Annotated in this window: 25 protein-coding genes and 1 tRNA gene; 10 read left to right on the top strand and 16 right to left on the bottom strand. The window is 67.4% G+C overall.

Features of this window, described 5'->3' with window-relative positions; all coding sequences use genetic code 11:
• Window positions 1-2: 2 nt before the first annotated feature.
• The 3 genes from A5624_RS07605 to A5624_RS07595 all read right to left on the bottom strand — a co-directional run bounded on the left by A5624_RS07605 (window position 3) and on the right by A5624_RS07595 (window position 2,320).
• Window positions 3-1,217 (bottom strand): cytochrome P450, encoded by a 1,215-nt coding sequence (locus A5624_RS07605; RefSeq protein WP_066864006.1) that lies wholly within the window; start codon window positions 1,215-1,217, stop codon window positions 3-5.
• 286 nt (window positions 1,218-1,503) lie between these two features.
• A tRNA-Thr gene (locus A5624_RS07600) sits at window positions 1,504-1,575 on the bottom strand.
• A gap of 28 nt (window positions 1,576-1,603) precedes the next feature.
• Window positions 1,604-2,320, bottom strand: a complete 717-nt coding sequence (locus A5624_RS07595; protein ID WP_066864003.1) for a hypothetical protein — start codon at window positions 2,318-2,320, stop codon at window positions 1,604-1,606.
• Window positions 2,321-2,477: 157 nt separating this feature from the next.
• Between A5624_RS07595 and phoP the strand changes: the two genes are divergently transcribed.
• Complete coding sequence (gene phoP / locus A5624_RS07590) at window positions 2,478-3,197, top strand: two-component system response regulator PhoP (RefSeq protein ID WP_066864000.1); 720 nt, start codon at window positions 2,478-2,480, stop codon at window positions 3,195-3,197.
• Window positions 3,198-3,236: 39 nt separating this feature from the next.
• The gene (locus A5624_RS07585; protein WP_066863995.1) at window positions 3,237-4,679 is read left to right on the top strand and encodes a cell wall metabolism sensor histidine kinase WalK; all 1,443 of its coding nucleotides are present in this window, start codon (window positions 3,237-3,239) and stop codon (window positions 4,677-4,679) included.
• On the opposite strand, the gene A5624_RS07580 is transcribed toward A5624_RS07585, so the two are convergent.
• Window positions 4,667-5,071, bottom strand: a complete 405-nt coding sequence (locus tag A5624_RS07580; RefSeq protein WP_066863992.1) for an HIT family protein — start codon at window positions 5,069-5,071, stop codon at window positions 4,667-4,669. The genes A5624_RS07585 and A5624_RS07580 overlap by 13 nt on opposite strands.
• A 158-nt stretch (window positions 5,072-5,229) precedes the next feature.
• On the opposite strand from A5624_RS07580, the gene A5624_RS07575 reads away from it, so the two are divergent.
• Window positions 5,230-5,886: a dihydrofolate reductase family protein gene (locus A5624_RS07575; RefSeq protein WP_066864046.1), complete on the top strand. Its 657-nt coding sequence runs from the start codon at window positions 5,230-5,232 to the stop codon at window positions 5,884-5,886.
• 27 nt (window positions 5,887-5,913) lie between these two features.
• Here the strand turns inward: A5624_RS07575 and A5624_RS07570 are convergent, their stop codons facing one another.
• The 9 genes from A5624_RS07570 to A5624_RS07530 form a co-directional block, all read right to left on the bottom strand.
• Entirely contained in the window at window positions 5,914-6,342 is a 429-nt protein-coding gene (locus tag A5624_RS07570) for a ketosteroid isomerase family protein (protein ID WP_066863989.1), read from the bottom strand.
• A gap of 16 nt (window positions 6,343-6,358) precedes the next feature.
• Window positions 6,359-8,413, bottom strand: coding sequence for an FAD-dependent oxidoreductase (locus A5624_RS07565; RefSeq protein WP_066863986.1), 2,055 nt, complete (start codon window positions 8,411-8,413; stop codon window positions 6,359-6,361).
• A gap of 24 nt (window positions 8,414-8,437) precedes the next feature.
• Window positions 8,438-9,565: an NDMA-dependent alcohol dehydrogenase gene (locus A5624_RS07560; RefSeq protein ID WP_066863983.1), complete on the bottom strand. Its 1,128-nt coding sequence runs from the start codon at window positions 9,563-9,565 to the stop codon at window positions 8,438-8,440.
• 144 nt (window positions 9,566-9,709) lie between these two features.
• Window positions 9,710-10,264 carry a hypothetical protein gene (locus A5624_RS07555; RefSeq protein WP_066863980.1) on the bottom strand — a complete coding sequence of 185 codons (555 nt, stop codon included), beginning with the start codon at window positions 10,262-10,264 and terminating at the stop codon, window positions 9,710-9,712.
• 6 nt (window positions 10,265-10,270) lie between these two features.
• Window positions 10,271-10,480: a ferredoxin gene (locus A5624_RS07550; protein ID WP_066863977.1), complete on the bottom strand. Its 210-nt coding sequence runs from the start codon at window positions 10,478-10,480 to the stop codon at window positions 10,271-10,273.
• Window positions 10,481-10,493: 13 nt separating this feature from the next.
• Window positions 10,494-11,849 (bottom strand): cytochrome P450, encoded by a 1,356-nt coding sequence (locus A5624_RS07545; protein ID WP_066863974.1) that lies wholly within the window; start codon window positions 11,847-11,849, stop codon window positions 10,494-10,496.
• Window positions 11,846-12,670 carry an SDR family oxidoreductase gene (locus A5624_RS07540; protein WP_066863971.1) on the bottom strand — a complete coding sequence of 275 codons (825 nt, stop codon included), beginning with the start codon at window positions 12,668-12,670 and terminating at the stop codon, window positions 11,846-11,848. Before A5624_RS07540 ends, A5624_RS07545 begins: the two co-directional genes overlap by 4 nt.
• Entirely contained in the window at window positions 12,671-13,888 is a 1,218-nt protein-coding gene (locus tag A5624_RS07535; RefSeq protein WP_066863969.1) for a cytochrome P450, read from the bottom strand. It abuts the gene before it with no gap.
• On the bottom strand, window positions 13,889-14,524 hold the full coding sequence (locus A5624_RS07530) for a TetR/AcrR family transcriptional regulator (protein ID WP_066863966.1): 636 nt from the start codon (window positions 14,522-14,524) through the stop codon (window positions 13,889-13,891). It lies immediately after the preceding gene.
• A 210-nt stretch (window positions 14,525-14,734) separates the two neighbouring features.
• On the opposite strand from A5624_RS07530, the gene A5624_RS07525 reads away from it, so the two are divergent.
• Genes A5624_RS07525 through A5624_RS07510 form a run of 4 tightly spaced genes read left to right on the top strand, consistent with a single transcriptional unit; the run spans window position 14,735 to window position 18,294 of the window.
• On the top strand, window positions 14,735-16,204 hold the full coding sequence (locus A5624_RS07525) for an aldehyde dehydrogenase (RefSeq protein WP_066863963.1): 1,470 nt from the start codon (window positions 14,735-14,737) through the stop codon (window positions 16,202-16,204).
• Window positions 16,205-16,233: 29 nt separating this feature from the next.
• A complete protein-coding gene (locus A5624_RS07520) occupies window positions 16,234-16,983 on the top strand; it encodes an SDR family oxidoreductase (protein WP_066863960.1) in 750 nt (249 codons plus the stop codon).
• Between the two features lie 16 nt (window positions 16,984-16,999).
• On the top strand, window positions 17,000-17,857 hold the full coding sequence (locus A5624_RS07515; RefSeq protein WP_066863958.1) for an NAD(P)-dependent oxidoreductase: 858 nt from the start codon (window positions 17,000-17,002) through the stop codon (window positions 17,855-17,857).
• A complete protein-coding gene (locus tag A5624_RS07510; protein ID WP_066863955.1) occupies window positions 17,857-18,294 on the top strand; it encodes a carboxymuconolactone decarboxylase family protein in 438 nt (145 codons plus the stop codon). The genes A5624_RS07515 and A5624_RS07510 overlap by 1 nt, the downstream gene beginning before the upstream one ends.
• Here the strand turns inward: A5624_RS07510 and A5624_RS07505 are convergent.
• The gene (locus A5624_RS07505) at window positions 18,291-21,602 is read right to left on the bottom strand and encodes a LuxR C-terminal-related transcriptional regulator (RefSeq protein ID WP_066864043.1); all 3,312 of its coding nucleotides are present in this window, start codon (window positions 21,600-21,602) and stop codon (window positions 18,291-18,293) included. The genes A5624_RS07510 and A5624_RS07505 overlap by 4 nt on opposite strands.
• Before the next feature lie 152 nt (window positions 21,603-21,754).
• On the opposite strand from A5624_RS07505, the gene A5624_RS07500 reads away from it, so the two are divergent.
• Window positions 21,755-22,990, top strand: coding sequence for a serine hydrolase domain-containing protein (locus A5624_RS07500; protein ID WP_082990515.1), 1,236 nt, complete (start codon window positions 21,755-21,757; stop codon window positions 22,988-22,990).
• Here A5624_RS07500 and A5624_RS07495 read toward each other — a convergent pair.
• Window positions 22,978-24,072, bottom strand: a complete 1,095-nt coding sequence (locus A5624_RS07495) for an aldo/keto reductase (RefSeq protein ID WP_066863952.1) — start codon at window positions 24,070-24,072, stop codon at window positions 22,978-22,980. The two genes, A5624_RS07500 and A5624_RS07495, sit on opposite strands and share 13 nt — an antisense overlap.
• A 73-nt stretch (window positions 24,073-24,145) precedes the next feature.
• Here A5624_RS07495 and A5624_RS07490 point away from each other — a divergent pair, with 73 nt between their 5' ends.
• Complete coding sequence (locus A5624_RS07490) at window positions 24,146-24,553, top strand: MarR family winged helix-turn-helix transcriptional regulator (protein WP_066863949.1); 408 nt, start codon at window positions 24,146-24,148, stop codon at window positions 24,551-24,553.
• 43 nt (window positions 24,554-24,596) lie between these two features.
• On the top strand, window positions 24,597-25,865 hold the full coding sequence (gene purD, locus A5624_RS07485) for a phosphoribosylamine--glycine ligase (RefSeq protein ID WP_066863946.1): 1,269 nt from the start codon (window positions 24,597-24,599) through the stop codon (window positions 25,863-25,865).
• On the opposite strand, the gene A5624_RS07480 is transcribed toward purD, so the two are convergent.
• The coding region (locus A5624_RS07480) for a gamma-glutamyltransferase family protein (RefSeq protein ID WP_066863943.1) at window positions 25,862-26,921 on the bottom strand (1,060 nt) is incomplete at its 5' end. The two genes, purD and A5624_RS07480, sit on opposite strands and share 4 nt — an antisense overlap.

The following is a 26,921-nucleotide window of genomic DNA, read 5'->3' as shown; positions in this document are numbered from 1 at the left end:
GTTCAGACGGCGATGGTGAGCTTCGACATGCCGCGCAGCGTGACGTTCGGCTTGTACAGCGGCTCACCAGCAAGACGTGCGCAAGGGAAGCGCGATGTCACGGCCGTCAACGCGATCGACGCTTCGAGCCGGGCCAGCGGCGCGCCGAGGCAGAAGGACGGACCGTGCCCGAACGCCAAGTGGTGAATAGTTTCTCGATCAGGGTCGAACTCGTCGGGCCTCTCGATGACGTCGGGGTCGCGTTGGGCGGCGGCCTGCAACAACAGCATGATCCCGCCTTTCGCAACCGGGGCATCGCCGATCGTCATGTCCTCACCCGCGATCCGGGCCATCAGCTGGTTCGGTGGGTCGTACCGCAGCGTCTCCTCTATCACCGCTGACACCCGCCCCGGGTTGGCGCCCAGTGCGGCCCACTGGCCCGGATGACGCAGCATCGCAAGGATCGCGTTGGCGATGAGGTTCACTGTGGTCTCGTGCCCGGCGATGAGTATCAGAGCGCAGGCCGCGATGATCTCCTCCTCCGTGAGCTGGTCACCGCACTTCTCAACAGCGATCAATGCGGATATCAGGTCCTCACCGGGCGCACGGCGGCGTTGCTGGATCAGGTTGTGCAGGTATTCGTGCAGCCACAGTCCTGCCCGCTTCCGTTCGTCGGACGCGGCCGGGTCGCGGGAGAACGTGATGAACGGGTCGACCAGTCGCGCCAGCGGCGCCGCCGCCCGGCTGAACTCCGGCTCGTCCTCGATCGGCACGCCCAGCAGCCGGCAGATCACCGCCACGGGTAGTGGGTAGGCCAGATCGGCGATCACGTCGAAAGTGCCCGCGGCCTCAACATCGTCAAGGAGGGAAGACACCAGCCCGCTGATTTCTGGTTCGAGCGCCATGACAACCTTCGGTGCGAAGGCCTTGCCGACGAGCTGGCGCAACCGGGCGTGATCCGGCGGGGCGAGGGACAGAAAGCCCGTTTCGCCGAACGGCCGCCGCTGGGCACCGGCAGCGATCTCTTGCCGTGCGAACATGATCCCGGTGGCCGACGCGGGGTGCCGTAGCACCTGGTTGCAGTCCCGGAACGAACCGAACACCGTGAGGTTGGCCGAGGGGACATGCAGCGGTCCATGCTCTCGGAGCTCACGGTAGACGGGATACGGGTTCACCCGTGTCGACGGGCGAAGGAGCCGCAGCAGCAAGGCTCGTGGCGCAGTCGCAGCAGCCGTCATCCTGACAACCCCCCCGGGTTACGTTTATCAGGCCGACTTTTTGACCCCCCTCGCTGGCTAGGCGGCCGATAGAGAATGGCAGTTTATTTGCTAACCAACGAGTAGTCGCTTCATATCACGGCCATCGCGCGTGTACTCGGAATACGCGGCATCTCAGTCAAAATAGAGTGTTCTCACAGCTTTCCCGTGGTGGTCGGTCGCCTATTGGCTGATCGCCGCAACGACCTTCGACCTGGACGCTTTGTTCGACTCCAATTTGGCTGCTCTGGCGGAGCGACTCAGTGGGAGCCCCCTGTCAGGATTGAACTGACGACCGCTCGCTTACAAGGCGAGTGCTCTACCACTGAGCTAAGGAGGCGGGGTAAAACCGTGCCCAGCCTAATCGGTCACTGGTCGCTGTCGATCACACGTGCGGAGCGCACCGCCCGCGACGACGGGCGCCGCCGGCCGGGCAGCGGAATCCGGTCGGCGATGTTGCTCAGCGGGTTGACCACCATGGTGAGCGCGATGACGGCGTCCTGCAGCGTGGCGATGGCGGGCTCGAGCGCCTCCATGCCCGGCGTGAGCCGCGCCAGGGTGTCGGCGACGTCGGCGAGTTGATCCAGCGGTCCGTTCTTCGCGGTCAGCTTGTCGACCAGCCCGCCCTCGGCCAGCAGCCGGTCGGCCAGCCCGTCCTCGGCCAGCAGCCGCTCGATCAGCCCCTCCTCGGCGACCAGCTGATCGGCCAACCCGCCGGGCTGCAGGGTGCGGTGCAGGGCGCCGCCCTCGGCGGTCAGCCGGTCCAGCAACCCACCCTCCGAGGTCAGCAGGTCGACCACCCCGCCCGGGCGCAGCAAGCGATCGATCGGGCCGTCCGGGGCCACCGCCCGGCCCAGCGGGGCGTCGTCGTCGAGCAGCCTGGCCAGCCGGTTGGCCCGCATGATCGCGTCGTCGATCCCCAGCATGGACGTCATCGCGTTGGTGCCGGCGGTCCCGCCGTCGCCCAGGGCTCGCTTCGCCACGCCGACGGCGGTGCTCGCGACGCTCAGGCTCGCATCGGCGGCGGCCAACCCGACCCGGGCGGGCGCCGCCGCGGCCGACACGATGCTTCTGGCGAGGTTCATTCCTCGAGTCTATTCGCGACGCAAGCTGGGCAAGCCCGTTACGTCCCAAGGCAATGCGATGATTCCTGGCAGACTACTATCAGACGGTTGGCACTGAGCTTTCAGGAAGTACACAACCTTCGCATGGCAAACGTTCAGCAAGGGACAGAAGCATCTGATGACATCGGCAACCCCCAACGACACTAAACCGGAGGCTCGCGTCCTCGTGGTCGACGACGAAGCCAACATCGTCGAGCTGCTCTCGGTCAGTCTGAAATTCCAGGGTTTCGAGGTCTACACCGCAACCAATGGCGCCCAGGCCCTCGATCGGGCGCGCGAGGCCCGGCCCGACGCGGTCATCCTCGACGTGATGATGCCGGGCATGGACGGGTTCGGCGTGCTGCGCCGGCTGCGCGCCGACGGCATCGACGCCCCCGCCCTGTTTCTCACCGCCCGGGATTCCCTGCAGGACAAGATCGCCGGCCTGACGCTGGGCGGCGACGACTACGTGACGAAGCCGTTCAGCCTCGAGGAGGTCGTCGCCCGGTTGCGGGTCATCCTTCGCCGCGCCGGCAAGGGCGGGGCCGAACCGCGCAGCGCTCGACTGTCTTTCGCCGACATCGAACTCGACGAAGAAACCCACGAGGTGTGGAAGGCCGGGCAACCGGTGTCGCTGTCGCCGACCGAATTCACGCTGCTGCGTTACTTTGTGATCAACGCCGGCACGGTGTTGAGCAAGCCGAAGATCCTCGACCACGTGTGGCGTTACGACTTCGGAGGTGACGTCAATGTCGTCGAGTCCTACGTGTCGTACCTGCGTCGCAAGATCGACACCGGCGAGAAGCGGCTGCTGCACACCCTGCGCGGAGTCGGTTACGTATTGCGGGAACCGCGCTGAGCCCGCCCGCGGCCGGCGGCGGTAGAAGAAGTTAGGTAGATGGTCACGAAGCCTCGACGCGGATTGCCCCTTCGGATAGGGCTCGTCGCCGCCACCCTGGCGCTGGTCGCCTGCGGCCTCGCCGTGTCCGGCATCGCGGTGACGTCGATCCTGCGGCACAGCCTGGTCAGCCGCATCGACTCCACGCTGCTCGACGCGTCGCGGGGCTGGGCGCAGAACCCGCGGCGGCAGTCGCCGCCGCCGTACGAAGGTCCCGACCCGGGCCGGCCGCCGTCGAAGTTCTACGTCCGCGGCGTCAGCATGGACGGGACCCCGTTCACCGCGATCAACGACCGCAACGCCGAACCGGCCTTACCGCCCAACAACGACGTCGGCCCCAATCCGACGACGTTGCCGTCGGTGAACGGCTCGGACATCCAATGGCGGGCCGTCTCGGTGCACGGCCCGCACGGGCTGACGACCGTCGCGATCGACCTGTCCGACGTCCAGCACACGGTCAGCTCGCTGGTCTGGCTGCAGATGGGCATCGGGGTGGCGGTGCTGGTCGTGGTCGGGATCGCCAGCTTCGCGGTGGTGCAGCGCAGCCTGCGGCCGCTGGCCGAGGTCGAGCAGACTGCCGCGGCGATCGCCTCGGGCCAACTGGATCGCCGTGTGCCAGAACGTGATCCGCGCACCGAGGTGGGCCGGCTCTCGCTCGCGCTCAACGGCATGTTGGCGCAGATTCAGCAGGCGCTGGCGTCCTCGGAGTCCTCAGCCGAGAAGGCGCGCGGCTCCGAGGACCGGATGCGGCGCTTCATCACCGACGCCAGCCACGAACTGCGCACCCCGCTGACGACCATCCGCGGCTTCGCCGAGCTGTATCGCCAGGGCGCCGCGCGCGACGTCGCGATGCTGTTGTCGCGGATCGAAAGCGAGGCCTCCCGGATGGGCCTGCTGGTCGACGACCTGCTGCTGCTGGCCCGCCTCGATGTGCAACGACCGCTCGAACACCACCGGGTGGATCTGCTGGCGCTGGCCAGCGATGCCGTGCACGACGGGCAGGCGATGGACCCCAAGCGCACCATCACCATGGAGGTCCTGGACGGGCCCGGCACCCCGGAGGTGCTCGGTGACGAGGCGCGGATACGGCAGGTGTTGAGCAACCTGATCGCCAACGCGTTGCAGCACACCCCGGCAAGCGCCGACGTCACCGTGCGGGTCGGCACCGACGGCGAGGACGCCGTGCTCGAAGTGCTGGACCAGGGTCCCGGCATGAACCAGGAGGACGCGTCGCGCGTGTTCGAGCGGTTCTACCGGACCGACTCGTCGCGCGCCCGCGCCAGCGGCGGTACCGGGCTGGGACTATCCATCGTCGACTCCTTGGTGCGCGCGCACGGCGGCGTGGTCAGCGTGACCACCGCGCCCGGCGAGGGCTGCCGCTTCCGGGTGACGCTGCCGCGCATCAGTGACGTGCCGGCGCACGAGCCCGTTCACGTCAACTGAGCCAGCGCCGCCTTGATCTTGGCCTGGGCCTCGTCCAGCGATTCCGCGGACGGGTTACGGTCGACTCCCGCGAAGCCGAAGTCGCTGAGGCTGCGAGTGGGAAAGACGTGCACGTGCAGGTGCGGCACCTCGAGCCCGGCGATGATCAGGCCGGACCGCTCGGTCCTGAACGCCTTGCACACCGCCTTACCGATCAGCTGGCTCACGGCCATGACCCGGGCGAAGGCCGGTCCGTCGACGTCCTGCCAATTGTCGAGCTCGGCGCGCGGCACCACGAGCGTATGGCCCTGCGTCATGGGCTCGATCGTGAGGAATGCGACGACGTCGTCGTCCTCGTAGACGAAGCGGCCGGGAAGTTCACGATTGATGATCTTGGTGAAGATCGACGCCATGGGCCCAGCATAGGTGCGCCGACATTGCGCCAGCGGCTGTGGTCGCCCGCGCGCCACGCGCCGCAAAGCGACCTCGGCGACGTACCGATGAGTTCGGCCGCCGTCTCGGGTCAATCCTGCGACGCCCCACAACGCGGATGGATTCAGGAGACCTCACCATGTCACGAGTGCGCGTGCACAACTTTTCGATTTCCCTCGACGGCTTCGGTACCGGTATCGGCCAAAGCATGGACGCGCCGTTCGGGCACGCCGGCGGACGGCTACACGAGTGGTTCTTCGCCACGCGGACCTTCCGCGCCATGCACGGCGAGTCGGGCGGGGCCACCGGCATCGACGACGCCCTGGCCAGCCAATGGGCGCCGGGCATCGGCGCGGAAATCATGGGACGCAACAAGTTCGGGCCGCAGCGCGGACCATGGACCGGCCAAGACGGCGGCGAGGAATGGAAAGGCTGGTGGGGCTCCGAGCCGCCTTTTCACACACCGGTCTTCGTGCTCACGCACCACCCACGACCCCCGATCGAGATGGACGGCGGCACCACCTTCCACTTCGTCGACGCCGGTCCCAGGCAATCCCTCGAGTTAGCCCGAAAAGCCGCCGGGGACAGCGACATTCGCCTGGGCGGGGGACCGTCGAGCGTCCGCCAATTCCTCGAAGCCGATCTCGTCGACCACATGCACATCGCGGTGGTGCCGATCATCTTGGGGCGCGGCGAGTCGTTGTGGACCGGGCTGGAAGGCCTCGAACAGCGATTCGACCTAGAGTCGGTGAGCAGCCCCAGCGGCGTCACGCATCTGATCTTCACGCGCCGCTAGGAAGATCGCCGCGGCTCGAGTGACGACTCAGTCCTGTTTGCCGAACTGCATCATGTCCAGGTTCCAGTAGCCGCGCATGTTGGTGATCAGTCCCGCGTCGTTGACCTTGTAGGTGAACACGCCGCGCACCGAGCTGGTGAAGCCGCCGTCGAACTTGCTGTTGAGCACCAGGATGTGGGCGATCTCGTCGGGTGAACTCGACGGGAAGGTCTCCTCGCAGGTGATCGAGAGCTGGTTGGCGGCGATGTTGCTGTCGAAGAACGCGCCGACGGCCTCCTTGCCGCGCACCCCGGTGCCGTCGGGATTGGTGACGGACTTGCCGATCGGGTCCTCGATGACGACGTCGTCGGACATCAGCGCCAGCCACCCCTCGCGGTCGTGCGCCTGCACGCACCGCCACGACGACTGCGACGCGGTCAGGGCCGGCGACGCCTGGGATTGCTCGGTTTCGGTCATTTCTGTTCTCCTGTCACTAGATTGCGCACGCGGCACGCGCGCCTTCCTCGGTGGCTTTGCGGATAAGACCCAGTCCGGTGCAGTCACCGGCGGCGTGCACCTCGGCGTCGGGCAGGGCGTCGACCAGGGCGTCGAACAGCGCGGTGTCCGGCTCGACCGTGCCGGCCAGCACGACGCTGTCGGCGGCCAGGCGCCGGATGGTTCCCCCGTCGGGGGTGAACTCCACCGCATCGGCGGTGATGCGTTCGGTAACGGCGCGCACGTGCACGGTGACGCCCAGCCGGTCGAGACGATTCATGTGTTCGGTCTTGCGTTTATTGCCCACCTCGGGCGCGATGTCCTTGCCGGCTTCCAGGATGGCCACCAACCGGCCCCGGCCGGCAAGGAATTCCGCCAATTCCAGGGCGACCAGGTCACCGCCGACTATGACCACGCGCCGCCCGAGCGGCATCCACGCCCGGCTGGCCAGTCGGATCGCGGCCGGCCGCAGCAGCCGCTGCCGCCGGCCGGACAACACAGCGGCGCCGAGGCGCTGCCAGGCCGGCGCGCCGGATTGGGCACGGCCACCTAGCAATTCGCGCAGCGCGGGCCCGGTGTGCACGTGCGCGCGATCGGCGCCGGGGATCGGCGGCACGACGACACGGCCACCGGTGGCCACGATCACCGCGTCCGGTGCGGACGCGACGACGTCGCCGGCCGAAACACTATGGCCCGGATGAATTTTGGCCCGGCTCGCCCTGAGCTCGTCGCACAGGTACCGCAGGAACGGCTGGTTTTCCGGGTGCAGCACCGAGGCCCAGCGCAGCGCGCCGCCCAGCTGCGCACTGCGCTCGAACAGCGTGACGCGGTGGCCGCGTTCGGCGGCGACGCGCGCGGCCTCCAGCCCCGCCGGGCCACCGCCGATCACCACCACCCGTTTCGCGCGGTCGGCGCGGGCCGCCGCCAATTGCCGTTCCTTGCCGGTGCGCGGATTGACCGCGCAATCGACCGAGAAGCGCTGTTCCATTGCGTCGATGCAGTTTTCGCACGAGATGCACCTGCGGACCCGGTGCGCCTGGCCGGACGAGATCTTGCGGGGCAGGTCGGGGTCGGCCAGCAGCGGGCGTCCCATGGCGATGAAATCGGCACGGCCGTCGGCCAGGATCCGTTCGGCGCGCACGGGGTCGTGGATGCGGCCGACGGCGATCACCGGCACGTCGACCACCTGCTTGACCGCGGCCGCGGCACCGACGTTGAGCTCGTCGCCGTCGTCGGCGCCGTTGACCATGCCGGTGACCAGCCGATCGATCACCCCGCCGCTGACGTGGAACGCGTCAACCCCGGCGGCGACGAGTTCGGGTGCCAGCCGGGCGGTTTCGTAGATGGCCCGGCCGCCGGCGACGCGTTCGTACCCGGAGATGCGCAGCGTGATCGGCAGGGCGTCGCCGATCTCGGAGCGGATCGCGGCCAGCGCCTCGAGCACCACCCGCGCCCGGCCGCACGCCGAGTCACCGCGGTACTCGTCGGTGCGCCGATTGCGTTGCGGCGCAAGGAAGGAGCCCAGCAGCATGTAGCCGTGCGCGGCGTGCAGCTCGATGCCGTCGTAGCCGGCCTCGACGGCGCGCCGGGCCGCGGCCTTGAACAGATCGAACACCTGGGTCAGTTGCCGCGCGCTGATCTCGGCCGACGGGCGCCCGGTGAGGTAGGACGGGATCACCGACGGGCCCAGCGACTCGACACCGAAGATCTCCGGTCCCAAGCCGTCGGGCCCGGCGTGCACGATCTGGGGCTGGATCTTGGCGCCGTGCTCGTGCACCGCCTCCACCAGCGCCCGATGCGCGGCGACGGCATCATCGGTGGACAGATGCAAGCCGCCGGGAGTCTCGGGGTGGTGATGGTCAACCCCGGTGGCGCCCAACGTGATCAGCCCGACACCGCCGCGGGCGCGGGCCGCGAAGTAGTCGCGGGTGCGCTGCGACGGCAGCCCGTCCGGGGTGCCGTACATCGTCTCCATCGGAGACATGACCAGGCGGTTGCGCACGCTCATGGCGCCGATGCGTCCCGGCGCCATGAGGTGGCCGAAGCCGGTCACTGAGCGGACGCGGCTGACAAGTGGTTACCGGTCGGCGTCGGTGAACCGGATGACGCCGCGAATGTTCTTGCCGTCCAGCATGTCCTGGTAGCCGTCGTTGATCTGCTCCAGCTTGTACTGGCGGGTGATCATGTCGTCCAGGTTCAGCTTGCCGGCCTTGTACATCGACAGCAGCTGCGGGATGTCGTACTGCGGATTGCCGCCACCGAAGATGGTGCCCTGCAGGTTCTTCTGCATCAGGGTCAGCATCGCCAGGTTCAGGTTGACGTTGGTGTCCAGCAGGCTGCCGATGGCGGTCAGCACGCAGGTGCCGCCCTTCTGGGTGATGTTCAGGTAGTTGTCGACGTCGGCGCCCTGCAGCTCGCCCACGGTGACCACGACCTTGTGGGCCATCAGGCCGTAGGTGACCTCGGCCATGCCCGCCATCGCCGCGAAGATGTCGGGGTAGACGTGGGTGGCGCCGAACTTCAGCGCCTGGTCGCGCTTCCACTCGACCGGGTCGATCGCGAAGATGTAGCGGGCGCCGGCGTTGACGGCTCCCTGCAGCGCCGCCATGCCCACCCCGCCGACGCCGACGATGGCGACGTCCTGGCCCGGGCGGATGTCAGCGGTGCGGACCGACGAGCCGTAACCGGTGGTGACGCCGCAGCCGACCAGCGCGGCGACCTCGAACGGGACTGACGGGTCGATCTTCACCACCGAGCTGCGGTGCACGACCATGTAGGGGGAGAACGTTCCCAGCAGCGTCATGGGGTAGACGTTCTGGCCGCGGGCCTGGATGCGGAAGGTGCCGTCGGACACCGCGGCGCCGCCCAGCAGGCCGGCGCCCAGGTCGCAGAGGTTGCGCATGCCGGCCTGACAGGTCGGACACTGCCCACACGACGGGATGAACGACAGCACGACGTGGTCACCCGGGGCGATGTCGTCCACGCCGGGACCGACCTCGGTGACGATGCCCGCGCCCTCGTGGCCGCCGAGCACCGGGAAACCGGCCATCGGGATGCCCCCGGTGACCAGGTGATGGTCGGAGTGGCACATGCCCGCCGCTTCCATCTGGATCTTGACCTCATGCGCTTGCGGGTCGCCGATCTCGATTTCCTCGATAGACCAGGGCTGGTTGAACTCCCAGATCAGTGCGCCTTTTGTCTTCACGATGGTCCTGACCCCATTTCGCCTTTGAATTGATCAGAGCTGACCGGCCCCTTCATGCCGGCCAGCTAGGTGACGAGTGCCACAGGCACCCTTGTCGCGTCAGCATAGCGCGTGCAACAAATCAAATGCTTGGTTGGCTCCCCCTCACCAGATGGGGACGGGAGCCTCGCCAAGCGGGTAGTAGCCGGGCAGCTTTTCCCCGGCGACGCTGCGCTCGATGCGCTTCTGCATGCCGTCGCTCAGATCCCCGGACTCGATGAGCTTGCCGAACATGTACGCGACGTGGCCGAAGTCGAAGAAGTCGCGCTGCCACTCGATGAGCCGGTCCTCGTTGAGTCGGAACCAGCTGCCCCCGATGCCGTAGATCTCGTCCCGGGTGCCGTCGTTCTTGTTGACGATCTGCTTCCAGAAGCCGACGATCTCGCCCTGCTTCTCGTCGATGAGCACCTTCTGGTATTCGTACACCCAGTTCTCCAGCCCCTCCATCTCCAGGCCGAGCGCGATGTCGCGGATCTCGTCGATCCCGACGCACATCACGTCCTCTTTGGGGCCGATGTTCCAGCCGTAGGTGGCGTCTTGGGTGTAGAAGTCGGCCAACGGCCGCCAGTCACCGGCCTTTTCGCAGTCCTTGTTGGCCTGCAGCCAGCGGTCGACCCATGCCTCGAGGTCTTCGCGTGAGTGTGACGTCTTGGAAGTCATGGGTCCTCAGTCTTCTTTCTCTTTGATGAACAGTGCTTGCGTGGGACACATATCGACCGCGCGCTCGACCTCGTCGCGGGCGTCCTCGGGCGGTTCGGGGTCGACGATCTCGACCTTGCCCCGCTTGGGCACCCGGAAGTAGTCCGGCGCCTCCAGTTCGCACATGGCGTGGCCCTGACACAAATCCAGATCCGCTTCGATCCTGAATCCGCCCATTGGACTTACTCCCTTACGCGCTGCGCTTGCGGTAGCGCACCTTGGCCGGGCGCGCGAGCTGCACCACCATCTTGGAGTGATCGTTGTGATAGCTGTCTGCCGGCTGAGCCATCTCAAATTCATACTCGCGCAACAGGACCGAGAAGATCGCCTTGATCTGCATCTGGGCGAACGCGGCGCCGACGCAGCGGTGCCGGCCCGCGCCGAAGGGAATCCAGGTCCACCGGTTGACGATGTCGGCCTGCTCGGGCTTGTTGTAGCGGTCGGGCTTGAACGCGTCCGGGTCGGGAAAGTCCTCGGGGATCCGGTTGGAGATCGCCGGGGAGGCCGCGACGTAATCACCGGTGTGAATGGGAAAGCCCTCGACCTCGAACTCGCCCTTGGCGACGCGCATCAGGATGATCAGCGGCGGGTGCAGGCGCAAGGTTTCCTTGACCACGTTGTCCAGCTTTGGAATCGAGCGCAGCGCATGGAAACTCACCTCCTGGCCGTCGGCGTAGAGCTCCTCGAGCTCGGCCAGCACCTCGGCGTACACCTCGGGATGGCGGATCAACTCGATCAACGTCCAGGCCGAGGTCCCCGAACTGGTGTGGTGCCCGGCGAACATCAGCGAGATGAACATCCCGGTGACCTCGTCGGCGGAGAACCGGGGCCGGCCGTCCTCGTCCTTGATCGAGACCAGCACGTCGAGCATGTCGCGGTCGGCCTTGTCCTTCGGCGGGTTGGCCAGCCGCTGATCCATGATTTCTTGCACCAGCGCAACCAGTTTCACGCGCGCCTCGTCGCGGCGCCGGAAGCTGTCGATCGGCAGGTAGGGGTCGACGTAGCACAGCGGGTCGGTGCCGCGTTCCAGCTCGTGGTAGTACTCGGCGAACCGGTGGTCGAGCTGCTCACGAAACTTCAGCCCGATCAGACACGCGGTCGAGGTGTAGATGGTCAGCTCGGCGAAGAAGTCGAGCAGCTCGATCTCGCCCTCGTCGCCCCAGTCGGCGATCATCTTCTTGACTTCGCCCTCGATGGTGGCCGCGTGCCCCTTCATCTGCTCGCCGCGCAACGCCGAGTTGTGCAGCATCTCCTTGCGCCGCTCCGGGCTGGCGTCGAACACGACGCCCTTGCCGAAGATCGGCGTCATGAACGGATACGCCTCGGCCTGGTCGAGGTCCTCGTCGGCGGAGCGGAAGAAGAACTCGTTGGCGCCGGCACCGGACAGCAGGATGACGTGCTTGTCGACCAGTTGGAACCAGCCGACGTCCCCGCATTCCTCGCGGACGCGCTTCATCAAACCGATTGGGTCGGTGCGGAATTCCTCGAGGTGGCCGTGCTCTTCCTCGCCGCCGGAAACCCGGGGCACCGTAGCTGTTGTGGTCATGACGGCATCCCCTCTTCGCCGAGCGCGAGTTTCTGGCGGTCTTTGTTGTCGGCCAGCGGTGCTTCGGGCTGAAGCTCCATGTTGGCGATGAAGCCACCGCGCGGCGTCTCGGCGACGAACGTGATGGCGCGTCCCAAGTCCGCCGCGCGCAGGAAGTAGTCGTGGCGGGCCTGGCCCCACTTGGCCCAGTCCTCCAGCGCCGGCCCGATCTTCTCGGCCGGCAGGCTCCAGCCCATCGACGTCTTCGTGGGGCCGGGGTGCACGATCGAGGCCCGCACGCCGGTGCCCTCGAGTTCCATCTGGAAGTTGGTGACCATCGCGACCAGCGCGGCCTTGGCCGCGCCGTAGGCACCCATGTGCGGGCGCTGACGCAGGGCGACGTCGGATCCGACGAAGATCAGGTCGCCGCGCTGTCGCTCGAGCATGCCGGGCAACACCGCGGTGGCCAACCGGTTGGCGCCGACCAGGTGGATCTGCAGCTGCGACTCGAATTCGTCGGTAGTGATCTCGGCGAGCTTGCCGAAGTAGGTGTCACCCGCTCCGGCCACCAGCACCTCGATGTCGCCGAGCGCGTCGGTCGACTGTGCCACAAAAGATTTCACCGAATTCGGGTCGGTGACGTCCAGATGGAATCCCACCGCCTCGCCACCGTCGGCGTTGATCTTTCCGACGATGTCCTCGAGCTTCTCCACCCGGCGGGCGCCCAGCGCGACCGGGAAGCCGTGCGCCGCGAGCTCGATGGCGGTGGCCTCTCCGATGCCGGAGGAAGCGCCGGCCACGATCGCGGGCCGGCGTTCGGGCAAGGGTTCAAAGCGGGGCATTCAGCGGACCTCCACGCTCATTGGTAGGTGAGCGAATCCGCGGACATTGCTCGAGTGGACGCGGACGGCGTTGGCCTCGTCCACCTCGTAGCCGCGGATTCGCTTGAACAACTCGGTGAGCGCAACCCGGGCTTCCATCCGCGCTAGATGCGCGCCCAGGCAAAAGTGTGCGCCGCTACCGAAACTCAATAGTTTGGGCCCGATTTCGCGCCCGATGAGGTAGTCGTCAGGGTTGTCGAAGACCCGCTCGTCGCGGTGCCCGGACCCGGGCAACAGCAGCAGGACGTCGCCCTCGGGAATGGTGGTGTCATACAGGGTGAGCTCCCCGGACACGGTACGAGCCAGGATCTGGCTGGAGGTGTCGTAGCGCAGGGTCTCCTCCACCCACAGCGGCACCCGCGTCAGGTCCTCGTAGACCGGCGTCAGTTGATCCGGGTTCTTGTGACCCCAAAACGCGGCATTGGCAAGCAGTTTGGTGGTGGTCTCGTTGCCGGCGATCACCATCAGGAACATGAAGCCGAGGACCTCGTCGTCGGTGAGCCGGTCGCCGTCGATCTCGGCCTCCAGCAGCGCGGAGGTCAGGTCGTCGGTCAGCTGCTCGCGCCGCTCGGCCACCATCTGCTGGTAGTAGACGATCAGGTTGAGGGAGGCTTCGACGGCCTCCGGCGGCACGTCGGTGACGCCCTCCTCGCGGTGCATCACCCCGTCGGCCCAGGCCCGTACCTGATCCCGATCCGGCTCGGGGACACCCATCAGCTCGGAGATGACGTCCATCGGCAGCTTGCCGGCGAACTCGTCGACGTAGTCGACGGTGCCGCCTTGCGCCTTTTCCATCATGGTGTCGAGATGCTGCGTCGCGATCTCGGTGACCCGCGGCTCGAGTTCGCGAATCCGCCTGGGCGTGAAGCCCTTTGAGACCAGGGTGCGCAGCCGCAGGTGGGCGGGATCGTCCATCGCGAGGAAGCTCATCGTCTTGCTGGCGTGCGGGCCGCGCGAGGCGGGGTCCAGCGAGACGCCGAACTTGTTGGAAAGCGTTGTGCTGTTGCGGAATCCCTGCAGCACGTCCTGGTGGCGCGACAACGCCCAGAACTTCAGCTCGTCGTTGCGATACAGCGGGGCCTCGTCGCGCAGCCGCTGGTAGTACGGGTACGGATCTTCGTGGAAGTCGTAGTCGTAGGGGTCGAGGACCAGCTCGTGGTCGCCCACATGGACGGTCATTTAGGTTCGTGTCTCCTGGTTTGTCTCGCCGGGGCCGGGCAAGATCAGATTCACCACATAGGCCAATTGGTCGGCGATCTGGTGATAGGTGAACTGGCCACTGGCCGCCTGGACCAGTGCGCCGAAGAACATCATTTCGAGCGCGGTCACGGTGTTAGGGTCGGCCCCGGGGCCGATGGCGGTCGCGATGCGGCGGTGGATCTCGGCGCCGATGCGGTCGCGCACCGCACCCACCGCGGGATCGGTCCCGCCGCCGAGCAAGGCCGTCGTGCATGCGGCGCCGACCTCCGGCTCGTCGGCGACCACCAGCGCCAGGTGCCGCAACACCTTGTCCACCCGGACCGGCATCGGGTCGTTGACGTCGGTGAAGAACGGAACCTGGCGTACCAGGTCCAGATAGACCTCGGCGATCAGGTGGTTCTTCGACGAGAAGTAGGTGTACGCGGTCGCCGGTGCGACCTTGGCCCGCGCCGCGACCGCCCGCACCGTCAGGTCGGCGTAGGACTTCTCCCGCAGGGTTTCGATGCCCGCCGCGAGCACCTTGCGGAACGTCTCCTCCTGGCGACGGTTGCGCGCCGGCTGACCGGCCTGGCGGTCGCCGCCGGAGGTGATCGTCACCAGTGCATCGCTGGACACATGTCCAAGCTAGAGGATCGGATCGGCGCGAGGCAACCCCGCAGCCGAAATACGCAGCGTAATACCCATTTCAACCCTCTCGGCGAGGGATGCTCGAGATCGGCTCTTGCACCGCCGACGGCCTGGCGGCTATGGTTCGATCGGACAATATCGGACAGCTGTCCACTAGATTGGCGTGCCGGGTTGGCCGCACACAGACGGGAGCGGGACATGGCCTTATTGGCCGACGGCGTGAGTGAACTGTTCATCGACGGCAAGCTGTCGGCCGGCAGCGCCGGCAACTTCCCCACGGTGAACCCGGCGACCGAGGAAGTGCTGGGCGTCGCCGCGAACGCGGACGCCGGCGACCTGGACCGCGCGATCGACGCCGCGCGGCGCGCCTTCGACGAGACCGACTGGTCCCGCAACACCGAATTGCGGGTGCGCTGCATCCGGCAGCTGCGCGACGCGATGCGCGACCACATCGAAGAGTTGCGCGACATCACCATCGCCGAGGTCGGCGCCCCGCGGATGCTCACCTCGGCCGCGCAACTGGAGGGACCGGTCGGTGACCTGAGCTTCGCCGCCGACACCGCCGAGTCCTACGAGTGGAACCAAGACCTCGGCCAGGCGTCGCCGATGGGCATCCCGACCCGGCGCACGATCGCGCGCGAAGCCGTCGGCGTCGTCGGCGCCATCACGCCGTGGAACTTCCCGCACCAGATCAACCTCGCCAAACTGGGGCCCGCGCTGGCCGCCGGCAACACCGTGGTGCTCAAGCCCGCACCGGACACGCCCTGGTGTGCCGCGGTGCTCGGTGAGATCATCGCCGAACACACCGACTTCCCGCCCGGCGTCGTCAACATCATCACGTCCGACGACCACCGGGTCGGCGCACTGCTCTCGAAAGACCCTCGGGTGGATATGGTTTCATTTACCGGGTCGACCGCGACGGGCCGCAGCGTCATGAGCGACGCCGCCGCCACCATCAAGCGGGTTTTCCTGGAGCTCGGCGGCAAGTCGGCGTTCGTCGTTCTCGAGGATGCCGACCTGGGCGGGGCGTGCTCGATGTCGGCGTTCACCGCGGCCATGCACGCCGGGCAGGGGTGCGCCATCACGACGCGGCTGGTGGTGCCGCGGGCCCGCTACGACGAGGCCGTCGCGATCGCGGCGGGCACCATGGGCTCGATCAAGCCCGGCGACCCCAACGACTCCGGAACCGTTTGCGGGCCGGTGATTTCGGCGCGGCAGCGGGAGCGGGTGCAAAGCTACCTCGACCTGGCGATCGCCGAGGGCGGGACGTTCGCCTGCGGCGGCGGCCGCCCGGCGGACAAGGACCGCGGCTTCTTCATCGAACCGACCGTGATCGCCGGCCTGACCAACGACGCCCGGCCCGCCCGTGAGGAGATTTTCGGACCGGTGCTCACCGTGATCGCCTACGACGGCGAAGACGATGCGCTGCGCATCGCGAACGACTCGCCATACGGCCTGTCCGGCACCGTGTTCAGCGCCGACCCGGAACGCGCGGCCAACTTCGCGTCGCGGATGCGGGTAGGCACCGTCAATGTCAACGGCGGTGTCTGGTACTCCGCCGACGCGCCGTTCGGCGGATACAAGCAATCCGGCAACGGACGCGAAATGGGTGTGGCCGGCTTCGAGGAATACCTGGAAGTCAAAACCATCGCCACCGCTGTGCAGTGACCGCGCCATTAGGCGACCGAGAGGAAAACATGCGATTCGAGAACAAAGTCGGCATCGTCACCGGGTCCGGTGGCGGCATCGGGCAGGCGTACGCCGAGGCGCTGGCCCGCGAGGGCGCGGCGGTGGTGGTCGCCGACATCAACGCCGAAGCCGCCGATGCGGTCGCCAAACAGATTGTCGCCGACGGTGGAACGGCCATCAGCATTCCGGTCGACGTGTCCGACCCGGCGTCGGCCAAGGAGATGGCCGACCGCACGCTCGCGGAATTCGGCGGCATCGACTATCTGGTCAACAACGCCGCGATCTTCGGTGGCATGAAGCTGGACTTCCTGCTCACCATCGATCCTGAGTACTACCGCAAGTTCATGAGCGTGAACCTGGACGGCGCGCTGTGGTGCACGCGCGCGGTGTACAAGAAGATGGCCAAGCGTGGCGGTGGCGCGATCGTCAACCAATCATCTACCGCCGCATGGCTTTATGCGAACTATTACGCCCTGGCCAAGGTGGGAATCAACGGCCTGACCCAGCAGCTGTCCCGCGAACTGGGTGGCCAGAAGATCCGGATCAACGCGATCGCCCCCGGCCCCATCGACACCGAGGCCAATCGGACCACCACCCCGAAGGAGATGGTCGACGACATCGTCAAGGGCCTGCCGCTGTCGCGGATGGGCACGCCAGAGGACCTGGTCGGCATGTGCCTGTTCCTGCTCTCCGACGAGGCCGCGTGGATCACCGGACAGATCTTCAATGTCGACGGCGGACAGATAATCCGGTCGTGACGGGAGGCGATGCCAGATGACTGATCAGCTGAAGCTTGGCTACATCGGCCTGGGCAACATGGGCGCGCCGATGGCCACCAAGATGACCGAATGGCCGGGCGGAATAACGGTTTACGACATCCGGACCGAGGCGATGACCCCGCTGGTGGAAAAGGGCGCCGGCCTGGCCGACAGCGTCGCCGACGTCGCGGGCGCCGACCTCATCCACATCACCGTGCTCAACGACGCCCAGGTGCGCGAGGTGGTCGGCGAGCTGGCCGCGCACGCCAAGCCCGGCACCGTCATCGCGATCCACTCGACCATCAGCGACACCACGGCCGTCGAGCTCGCCGCCGAGCACAAGCCGCACGGCATCCATATCGTCGACGCGCCGGTCAGCGGTGGCGCGGCCGCCGCGGCGAAGGGTGAACTCGCCACCATGGTGGGCGCCGAGCGGGAGGTGTACGAGCGGATCAAGCCGGCCTTCAAACATTGGGCATCGGTGGTCATCCACGCCGGTGAGCCCGGGGCGGGCACCCGAATGAAGCTGGCCCGCAACATGTTGACGTTCACCTCGTACGCCGCGGCCTGCGAGGCCATGAAACTCGCCGAGGCCGCCGGCCTGGACCTGCAGGCGCTGGGCCGGGTGGTGCGCCACACCGACGCGCTGACCAGCGGCCCGGGTGCGATCATCGTCCGCGACAACATGAAAGACCTTGAACCGGACAACTTCTTGTACCAGTCCTTCCTGCACGCCCGCGAGCTGGGGGAGAAGGACCTGAGCCTGGCGTTGGCTCTCGGCGAATCGGTGTCGGTCGATCTGCCACTCGCCCAGCTGGCCTACCAGCGGTTGGCCGCGGGCCTCGGGGTGCCACACACGGAGAAAGAGGCGTAATGGACGAGCTGCGCAGCAAGGGCCTCGCGAAGATGAACGAGGTCTACGGCTGGGAGATGCCGAACATCGAGGGCGACGCGTACTTCGACCTGACCGTCGACCACCTGTTCGGCAACATCTGGACGCGACCGGGATTGTCGATGCGCGACAAGCGCATCATGACGCTGACCGCGGTGACCGCGATCGGAAACCGCGACCTGGCCGAGATCCAGATCAACGCCGCGCTTCTCAACGGCGAGCTCACCGAGAACGAGCTCAAGGAGATGGCGGTCTTCCTCACCCACTACCTCGGCTTCCCGCTGGGTTCGGCGCTCAACGGCGCCGTCGACGCCGTGGTGGCCAAACGCAAGAAGGCCGCGGCGAAGGGCGCCGGGGAGGACAAGAAGGGCAACGTCGACGCCGCGCTGAAGATGCACTCCGGCAACAAGGACGACTAAGCGTGGCGTGAAGCCTCTTGTGCAAGTTGCACTCGCGAGCTGATACCCAGCTTGGAGTAGACGTGGCTCAGATGCGTCTGCACCGTTCGCGCGGACACGAACAGCCGGCCGGCGATGGCTTTGTTCGGCAGCCCCTCGCTGACCAGCCTCACCACGTTGATTTCGGCGGGGGTCAGCGAATCCCATCCCGTTGCCGGTCGCTTGCGCTCGCCGCGCCCGCGTTGCGCGTAAGCGATCGCCTCCTCGATCGACAGCGCCGCGCCCTCGGCCCATGCCGCGCGGAAGTCGTTCTCGCCCATGACCTTGCGCAGCGCTGCCACCGACGCGTCATAGGCGGCGTCGTAGATCTTGAAGCGCACATACCCGGTGCGGCCGCGAACCGCATCTGCGGCGCCGAAGAGGCGACCGGCTTCTCGGTTCGCCCCGGCGCTCGCCGCAAGGATGGCCAGGCATTCGAGGACGTCGGGGACCACGTAATACCCCTTCAGGTCCCCGGCGCCGGTGAGCGCATCACGCGCATCACGCGCCGCCTGCTCAACATCGTTTTGCGCGATCGCGATTCGCGCCCGCTTTGCCAGCGCGAGCAGCAGGTGCATGCCGGGGGCGATGGTGACGGCATCGTCGGCCAAGCGGCGGGCCACCGTCAGGTCACCCCGCGCGAGGGCAACGTCCGCGAGTGGGATGACGTTGACCGCGGCCAGTTCGGGTTGGGCCTTCATGCGCTCCCACGCCGCCTCGCCGGCGGCGGCCGCTGCTTCCACGTCGCCCGCGGCCAGGTTTGCCACCGCCAGCGCGGCATAGGCGAAGCCCTGATTGAACGCGCTGAAATCCGCGGCGGCTTCGACCGCCGCGGTGGCCGCGGCCCTGGCCTCGTCCGGGTCGCCCGCGAAGGCGAGATAGTGGCCCAGGCTGACGAGGCTTGACATCCGCCATGTTTCGTCGTGCGCCGCCTCGGCCTCCGCGACCAGGGCCCGGAATTGCGCTACGGCTCTGGTGAGATCGGCTTCCCACTGCTGCGCCAAGCCAATACACCACCGGCACGCGCGGGAGGTGTAGCCATCACCGATCGCGTCGGCGATGTCACGCCCTTCTTCGCCGGCCGCACGCGCCGCGATCGCGTCACCCTTGCCGGTAACCGCGGCGAACGCTTGGAACGCCAGGATTTGGCTCAGGCTCCTGTCATCGCCCACGGCGCGGGCCAGTCCGAGCGCTTCGTCAAAGTACGAACTGGCAGCAGCCGCGTCAAAGGCGGCGATGATGCCGCAACCGGCGAGCGCGCGAACCAGCAGCGCCGGATCGTCGATCTCGCGGGCGAGTGCCAGGGCCTCCAATGCCTTGTCCATGTTGTCGTGAATGGTCTGCGCGCCCTCGAGAGTGGCGTTATCTGCAAGCGCGCGGGCGCGGACGGCAGGCGGCACCTCCGCGTTGCGCGCCGCCGCGTCGGCGAGCGCCGCTTCGAACCAGGCCGTCCCCTCCCGAACACGGCCCCGAGTGGTCCAAAGCGGTTGCAACGCCGATGCGAGGCGCAGCGCCTCGGAGATCTCGCCACTCTCCCGGCACCACGCGAACGCTGCGCGCAGATTGTCCATCTCTGTTGCCGCGCGCTCGACCCTGCTCTGATAGCCGGTGCGGCCGGGCTCGTCGAGCAGGGCGGCCATTGAGGTGTAGTGGTCGCGGTGGCGCGCGCGCACGGCGTCGGCTTCGCCGGACTCGCCGAGCTTTTCCAGCGCGTACTGACGAACCGTCTCCAGCATCCGGTATCGGGTTCCGAAGCCGCCGTCTTCTGCCGCAATGAGCGATTTGTCGATGAGCAGCGTGAGCTGGTCGAGAATTTGGTAGCTCTCGACGTCGGTGTCACCGCAAACCTGTTGTGCTGCATCGAGTTCGAAACCGCCGTGGAATACGGCTGCCCGGCGGAACAGGACGCGTTCCGGCTCGGTCAACAGAGCGTGCGACCAGTCGACGGACGCCCGCAACGTCTGCTGGCGGCGCACGGCGGTGCGCGCGCCGCCGGTCAGCAGGCGGAAACGGTCGTGCAGGCTGTCGAGGATCTGCGCCAATGACAGCGCGCGGACCCGCGCGGCCGCCAACTCGATCGCCAAGGGTATGCCGTCGAGGCGCTCGCAGATCTCCGCTACGGTGGCAGAGTTCTGTTCGGTCACAACGAAATCAGGCCGCACTTGGTGCGCGCGGTCGGTAAACAACGTGATCGCCTCGTCAGTCAGCGACAGGGAGGGCACTCCCCAGGCGACTTCGCCGACCACCCGGATCGGCTCGCGGCTCGTGGCGAGAACAGTCACTTGGGGGCACGCCCCCAGCAGCGCCTCGGTCAGCGTGGCGCACGCGTCGATCAGGTGCTCGCAGTTGTCCAACACGACGAGGATGCGCCGCCCGCCGATGGCCCGGGTAACCGTGTTCATCGTCGAAAGCCCTGCTTGGTCTGGCAGCCCCAACGCCCGCGTCACGGCGACCGGTACGACGGCGGGATCGGTGATCGGCGCCAGATCGACGTACCACACGCCGTCGGTGAACTCGGTGTCCATCCGGTCCGCGATCTGTACTGCTAGACGCGTCTTGCCCACACCGCCCGCGCCGGTCAGCGTCACCAACCGGTTGCCCACGACGATTTCCCGCACGGCCTCGATTTCCGCGCCGCGTCCGACGAAACTCGTGAACTGCGCCGGAAGGTGTTGTTTCCCAGCGCTTTTCGATGCGCGAAGCGGTGGGAAGTCGTTGTGCAGGTCGGCGTGGCAGAGCTGCGTTACGCGTTCGGGCCGGGGCAGATCCCGCAATGGGTGCGTGCCGAGGTCGAGCAGCCACGCTTGGGTGCCAACCGCGTCGGCGAGCAGGTCGGCTGTGGTCGCCGACAGCACCGTCTGGCCCCCATGGGCGAGATCGCGCAGCCGTGCCGCGCGGTTGATGGTCGGCCCGATGTAGTTTGCTTCGTCGCGCAGTTGCACTTCGCCGGTGTGCAGTCCGATCCGCAGACGGATCGGCGTCAGCGGTGTGCGCTGCAACTGCAGAGCAAAGGCGGCGGCGTCGCTAGCACGGGCGAAGGCGACCACGAAGCTGTCGCCCTCGCCCTGCTCCACCGGGCGCACCCCGCTGTGCCGCGCAACCAGGTCCGATACCGCCCGGTCCAACCGTGCGATCGCGGCGCTCATCTGCTCGGGCTGGGTCTGCCAGAGCCGCGTCGAGCCCTCGACGTCTGCGAGCAGCAACGTCACCGTTCCGGTCGGGAGCTCGGTTACGCCCAAGTCGCTCCAGTTCAATGGTGGCGTGTCCACGCGTTGGTCGGTCTCAGCCATGTTAGCCAGCTTGAGCTGGTTGGAGGCGGCAAACATCGGCACAAAGACGTAGAAAGCCACTCGGTCGTCCGCCCGCGCGCCTAGGCCCTTTGGCGGATGTTCCTTCACTCGCCGCGATCCATAGTGAGGTCACCAACGAATGGAGGCGACACATGAACAGCCAGGCAAGTCTTGCCGCAAACCATGCCGGAATCGATGCCCACTTCACCACGGGCGTATTACATGGCCACTACGACAGCCGCTTCGAGGATCTCGTCGCCGCGCTGGCTGACGAGGTCACCACGGGTGGCGAGTTGGGCGCCGCCATCGCTGTCGATATCGGCGGCGAGCTCGTGGTCGACATCTGGGGCGGGTATGCCGATCGAGCGAAAACCCGGGAATGGTCCCAGGACACGATCGTCAACGTCTTCTCCAGCACCAAGAATGTGACCGCGCTGGCGGCGCTGATGCTGATCGACCGCGGCCTGCTCGACCCGTTCGCCCCCGTCGCCAAGTACTGGCCCGAGTTCGCCGCCAACGGCAAGGAGCGCATCGAGGTGCGCCACGTCCTCAGTCACACCTCGGGGGTGTCCGGCTGGGAGATGCCTTTCAGCCTCGAGGACATTTACGACTGGGGCAAGTCCACATCGCAACTCGCCGCCCAGGCGCCGTGGTGGCCGCCGGGGACCGCCTCGGGCTACCACGCGATCACCATCGGTCACCTCGTCGGTGAACTCGTCCGCCGCGTCACCGGTTCGACGCTGAAAGACTTTGTGCGCGAGCAGATCAGCGGACCGCTCGGCGCCGATTTTCAGATCGGTGCTCGGCCCGAGGACGACGAGCGCATCGCCGAGCTCGTTCCGCCACCGCCGCTGGACGTGCCCCTCGACGCGGTGCCCGACGACCATCCGATGCGCAAGACGTTCGCCGCCGTGCCACCCACCTCAGCGGCCGCCCTGGCCGCGGAGACCACCGCATGGCGCCGCGCGGAGATCGGCTCGGCCAACGGGCATGGCAACGCCCGCTCGTTGGTGCGCTCATTGTCGCCGATCTCGTTGGGCGGCAGCGTAAACGGCGTGCGGCTGCTTAGGCCCGAGACGATCGACCTGATCTTCGAGGAGCAGGCCAACTGCACCGACCTGGTGCTGGCCATGCCCGCACGATGGGGCATCGGCTTCGCGCTACCGCATCGGGAGGCGGTGCCGGACATGCCCGATGAACGAGTCTGCTACTGGGGTGGCTGGGGCGGCTCAATGGCGGTCATGAATCCCTACTGCCGCACCACATTCGCCTACGTCATGAACAAGATGGGGCAAGTCACTCCAGCCGGAACGGAGCGGACCAGGATGTACACCCGCCTGATCTATCAGGCACTTTCGATGACCTCGTCGCCGATTCAGTACGGCTGAACGCCTTCGGGCATCACGTATTCCGAGATCGGCGCGGTGACCCCGTTGACGGTCGTTCCGCCGTTGATGATGCCCGGCGCCATCTCCAGCATGTTGTGCGGGAAGCCGAAGCTCGGCTTGGTCAGGGCGTCGAGCCGGGCCAGCTCGTCGGCGCCGAGGGTCACGTCGACGGCGCGGACGTTGTCCTCGAGCTGGGAGAGCCGGCGCGCGCCGATGATGACGGACGAGACGGCACGCTGTGCACGCACCCAGGCCAGCGCGACGCTGGCGACGTTGGTATCGTGTGCCTTCGCGATGGCCTCGAGTTCGTCGATGACGGCGTAGGTCTTCTCGTTGAGGAAGGCGTCGACCAGGGCGCCGCGGTCGGCGTTGTGCCGGCCGCTGTTGGCTCGGGTGTACTTACCGCTCAGCACGCCGCTCTTCAGCGGCGACCACGGGGTGATGCCGAGCCCGAATTCGGCCGCCATCGGCACCAGGTCCTGTTCGATGGCGCGCTCCAGCAGCGAGTACTCGACCTGCAGCCCGACGAACGCAGACCAGCCGCGGAAACCGGCGATCAGGTTGGCCTGGGCGATCTTCCACGCCGGGGTGTCCGAGACGCCGATGTAGCGCACCTTGCCGGCCCGGACGAGGTCCTCGAGTGCCGCCATCGTCTCCTCGATGGGGGTGTTGGCGTCCCAGATGTGCAGCCAGTACAGGTCGATGTAGTCGGTTTGCAAGCGCCGCAACGAGTTATCGCAGGCGTTGATCAGCGACTTGCGGCCCGAGCCGCCGCCGTTGGGATCACCCGGATACAGGTTGCCGCTGAACTTGGTCGCGATCACCAGCCGATCGCGACGGGCGGGGTGGCGCCCGACGTGGTCGCCGATGATCTTCTCGGAGTGGCTCCGGGTGTAGAAGTTGGCGGTGTCGATGAAGTTGCCGCCGAGTTCGAGGTAGCGGTCGATGATCTGTTGGGACTCTTCCACACTGGTGCCCCAGCCGAGGTCTTCGCCGAATGTCATCGCGCCCAGGCACAAGGGGCTGACGCGCAGACCGGATCGCCCGAGTGTCACATATTCATCCAGCGGCATGCTGCCCACTTCCTGGTAAGTTGTTCGACCATGCGGTTGTTCAAAACAAAACTAGTTCATACCTGAACGATCTGGCAAGTCGATGTCTGCGGTCGATGCGGCCAAGATCTGGTCACTGAACTACCGGGTGCTGCTCTCGGTCATCTCGTGCGCCGAGGCCGACATCTGCGCGCTGGGCCTCGAGTCCAAGGAACTCTTCCTGCTCGCCGAGATCGACGAGCACCCCTACCCGGCCGCGCTGGCGGCGGCGTTGAGCATGCCCAAGGCGACGGTGACGCTGTACCTGAAGCGGCTCGAGGCGGCGGGCTTCGTGCGTCGCGAGATCGACCCGTCCGATCTGCGCCGGCACCGGCTGCTGCTCACCCCGGCCGGGCGTCAGGCGGCCAAAAACGGCCTGAGATTGCTCTCCGACGAGTTCGACAAGCGCCTCGGGCGCCTCACCGCCGCACAGCGCAACGACCTCAAGGCGCTGCTCGAGAAAATCCTTTAGAGACTGTGGGTGCGCGCCGCAGCACCAGCTAGTCTGACGTGTCGTGCGTGTCCTGGTGATTGGTTCCGGTGCCCGTGAGCATGCGTTGCTGCTGGCGCTTCGCAAAGATCCCCAGGTCACGGGGCTGGCGGTCGCTCCCGGCAACGCCGGCACCGCGCGGCTGGCCGACCAGCACGAGGTCGATATCACCTCGGCGGACGACGTCGTCGCCCTGGCGCGCGAGGTCCGCGCCGACCTGGTGGTCATCGGTCCCGAGGTGCCGCTGGTGCTCGGGGTGGCCGACGCGGTGCGAGCCGCCGGCATCGTCTGCTTCGGCCCCAGCAAGGACGCCGCCCGCATCGAAGGCTCCAAGGCCTTCGCCAAGGAGGTCATGGCCGCGGCTGGGGTGCGCACCGCAACCAGCGAAATCGTCGATAACCCGGCGCATTTAGACGCCGCCCTGCAGCGGTTCGGCCCGCCGGCGGGGGATGCGGCCTGGGTGGTCAAGGACGACCGCCTGGCGGCGGGCAAGGGCGTGGTGGTGACCGCGGATCGCGCCGTCGCCCGCGCGCACGCCGCCGGGCTCCTCGAGGCGGGACACCCGGTGCTGCTGGAGTCCTATCTGGACGGCCCGGAGGTGTCGCTGTTCTGCGTGGTCGACGGCGAAACCGTGGTGCCGCTGCTGCCGGCGCAGGATTTCAAGCGCGTCGGCGATGGCGACACCGGGCCCAACACCGGCGGGATGGGCGCCTACGCCCCGGTGCCGTGGCTGCCCGACGAGGTGTACCGCGACGTCGTCAGCAACATCGTCGAACCCGTTGCGGCGGAGATGGTTGCGCGCGGCAGCGCGTTCAGCGGATTGCTGTATGCCGGGCTCGCGATCACCTCCAACGGCCCCGCGGTGGTCGAATTCAATTGCCGCTTCGGCGATCCCGAGACGCAGGCGGTGCTAGCCCTGCTCGAATCACCGCTCGGCCAGTTGTTGTACGCGGCCGGCAGCGGCAACTTGGCGGACTTCGGCGAGCTGCGCTGGCACGACGGCGCCGCCGTGACGGTGGTGGTGGCGGCGGAGAGCTACCCCGGCCGTCCGCGGGTGGGTGACGTGATCGTCGGCTCGGAAGCCGACGGGGTGCTGCACGCCGGGACGGCCCGGCGCGACGACGGGGAAATCGTCTCCTCGGGTGGCCGGGTGCTGTCGGTGGTGGGCACCGGCGCGGACCTGGCCGCCGCGCGATCCATGGCCTACGAAGTCGTTCGTTCGATCCGGTTGCCGGGCAGTCATTTCCGCAGCGACATCGCCCAGCTGGCCGCCGAGGGCAAGATCCGCGTCTAGAAGGCGGCGGCTTGACCGTCCCGACGCGGATCGCTGGCCGCGACATAGCCGCCGTCGAGGCGCCAGATCGCCTGGCAGCTGCCGAATTGGTTGTAGTCGTCGACGGCGACCAGGTCGTGCCCGCGGCGGCGCAACTCGTCGAGCGTTGCGACCGGGAACCCCGTTTCGCAGCTGACCTGCATGCCCTCCACCCACCGGAACCGCGGGCCGTCGCACGCCGCCTGCGGGTTCTGCCCGTGGTCGGCGATGCGCACCATCACCTGCACGTGCCCCTGGGGCTGCATCATTCCGCCCATCACCCCGAAGCTCAACACCGGTTCGCCGTCTTTGGTCACAAACCCCGGGATGATGGTGTGGTAGGGGCGCTTGTTCGGGGCCACTGCGTTCGGATGCCCTTGGGCGGCAGTGAAATTCGCGCCACGATTTTGCAGCGAGATCCCGGTGCCCGGCACCACCACGCCCGAGCCGAACCCCATGTAGTTCGACTGGATCATCGACACCATCATCCCCGCGGCGTCGGCGGCGGTCAGGTAGACGGTTCCACCCGTCGGGGCGCCGGCGGATGCCGGCCTGGCCCGTCGGCGGTCGATCAGTGCCGCGCGCTGCTTCAGGTACTCCTGGTCCAACAGGCGCTCGGGCGACAGCGGCATGTGCTCGATGTCGGCGACATACGCCTGGGCGTCGACGAACGCCAGCTTCACCGCCTCGATCTGCAGGTGCACGCTGTCCGCGGAATCGACCGGCAGCGAGGCCAAGTCGAAGTGTTCCAGGATGCCCAGGGCGATCAGCGCGACGATTCCCTGGCCGTTGGGTGGTATCTCGTGCACCGTGTATCCGCGGTAGCCGCCGTCGACCGTGCCCACCCAGTCGGCGCGGTGGGCCGCCAGATCGTCGGCCCGCATGGCCCCGCCGTGCGCCAGTGCGTGCGCCTCGAGCCGGGCGGCCAGTTCGCCACGGTAGAACGCCTCTCCGTTGGTCGCGGCGATCGTTTCCAGCGTGGCCGCATGGTCGGGCAGGCTGAATCGCTCGCCGGGCCTGGGCGCCCGCCCGCCGGGC

It is taken from the genome of Mycobacterium sp. 1482292.6 (assembly GCF_001672995.1).
Lineage (GTDB): Bacteria > Actinomycetota > Actinomycetes > Mycobacteriales > Mycobacteriaceae > Mycobacterium > Mycobacterium europaeum_A.
This window is presented reverse-complemented; position numbering and strand designations above follow the sequence as displayed.

What these genes read in the sequence shown, in the direction of transcription:
- A5624_RS07550 (WP_066863977.1), bottom strand. Translation starts at nt 10,480, where the DNA reads ATGGGCGGATTCAGGATCGAAGCGGATCTGGATTTGTGTCAGGGCCAC.
- A5624_RS07585 (WP_066863995.1), top strand. Translation starts at nt 3,237, where the DNA reads ATGGTCACGAAGCCTCGACGCGGATTGCCCCTTCGGATAGGGCTCGTC.
- A5624_RS07595 (WP_066864003.1), bottom strand. Translation starts at nt 2,320, where the DNA reads ATGAACCTCGCCAGAAGCATCGTGTCGGCCGCGGCGGCGCCCGCCCGG.
- A5624_RS07545 (WP_066863974.1), bottom strand. Translation starts at nt 11,849, where the DNA reads ATGACCACAACAGCTACGGTGCCCCGGGTTTCCGGCGGCGAGGAAGAG.
- A5624_RS07605 (WP_066864006.1), bottom strand. Translation starts at nt 1,217, where the DNA reads ATGACGGCTGCTGCGACTGCGCCACGAGCCTTGCTGCTGCGGCTCCTT.
- A5624_RS07490 (WP_066863949.1), top strand. Translation starts at nt 24,146, where the DNA reads ATGTCTGCGGTCGATGCGGCCAAGATCTGGTCACTGAACTACCGGGTG.
- A5624_RS07505 (WP_066864043.1), bottom strand. Translation starts at nt 21,602, where the DNA reads ATGGCTGAGACCGACCAACGCGTGGACACGCCACCATTGAACTGGAGC.
- A5624_RS07515 (WP_066863958.1), top strand. Translation starts at nt 17,000, where the DNA reads ATGACTGATCAGCTGAAGCTTGGCTACATCGGCCTGGGCAACATGGGC.
- A5624_RS07525 (WP_066863963.1), top strand. Translation starts at nt 14,735, where the DNA reads ATGGCCTTATTGGCCGACGGCGTGAGTGAACTGTTCATCGACGGCAAG.
- A5624_RS07510 (WP_066863955.1), top strand. Translation starts at nt 17,857, where the DNA reads ATGGACGAGCTGCGCAGCAAGGGCCTCGCGAAGATGAACGAGGTCTAC.
- A5624_RS07535 (WP_066863969.1), bottom strand. Translation starts at nt 13,888, where the DNA reads ATGACCGTCCATGTGGGCGACCACGAGCTGGTCCTCGACCCCTACGAC.
- A5624_RS07540 (WP_066863971.1), bottom strand. Translation starts at nt 12,670, where the DNA reads ATGCCCCGCTTTGAACCCTTGCCCGAACGCCGGCCCGCGATCGTGGCC.
- A5624_RS07555 (WP_066863980.1), bottom strand. Translation starts at nt 10,264, where the DNA reads ATGACTTCCAAGACGTCACACTCACGCGAAGACCTCGAGGCATGGGTC.
- A5624_RS07500 (WP_082990515.1), top strand. Translation starts at nt 21,755, where the DNA reads ATGAACAGCCAGGCAAGTCTTGCCGCAAACCATGCCGGAATCGATGCC.
- A5624_RS07570 (WP_066863989.1), bottom strand. Translation starts at nt 6,342, where the DNA reads ATGACCGAAACCGAGCAATCCCAGGCGTCGCCGGCCCTGACCGCGTCG.
- A5624_RS07580 (WP_066863992.1), bottom strand. Translation starts at nt 5,071, where the DNA reads ATGGCGTCGATCTTCACCAAGATCATCAATCGTGAACTTCCCGGCCGC.
- A5624_RS07520 (WP_066863960.1), top strand. Translation starts at nt 16,234, where the DNA reads ATGCGATTCGAGAACAAAGTCGGCATCGTCACCGGGTCCGGTGGCGGC.
- A5624_RS07575 (WP_066864046.1), top strand. Translation starts at nt 5,230, where the DNA reads ATGTCACGAGTGCGCGTGCACAACTTTTCGATTTCCCTCGACGGCTTC.
- phoP (WP_066864000.1), top strand. Translation starts at nt 2,478, where the DNA reads ATGACATCGGCAACCCCCAACGACACTAAACCGGAGGCTCGCGTCCTC.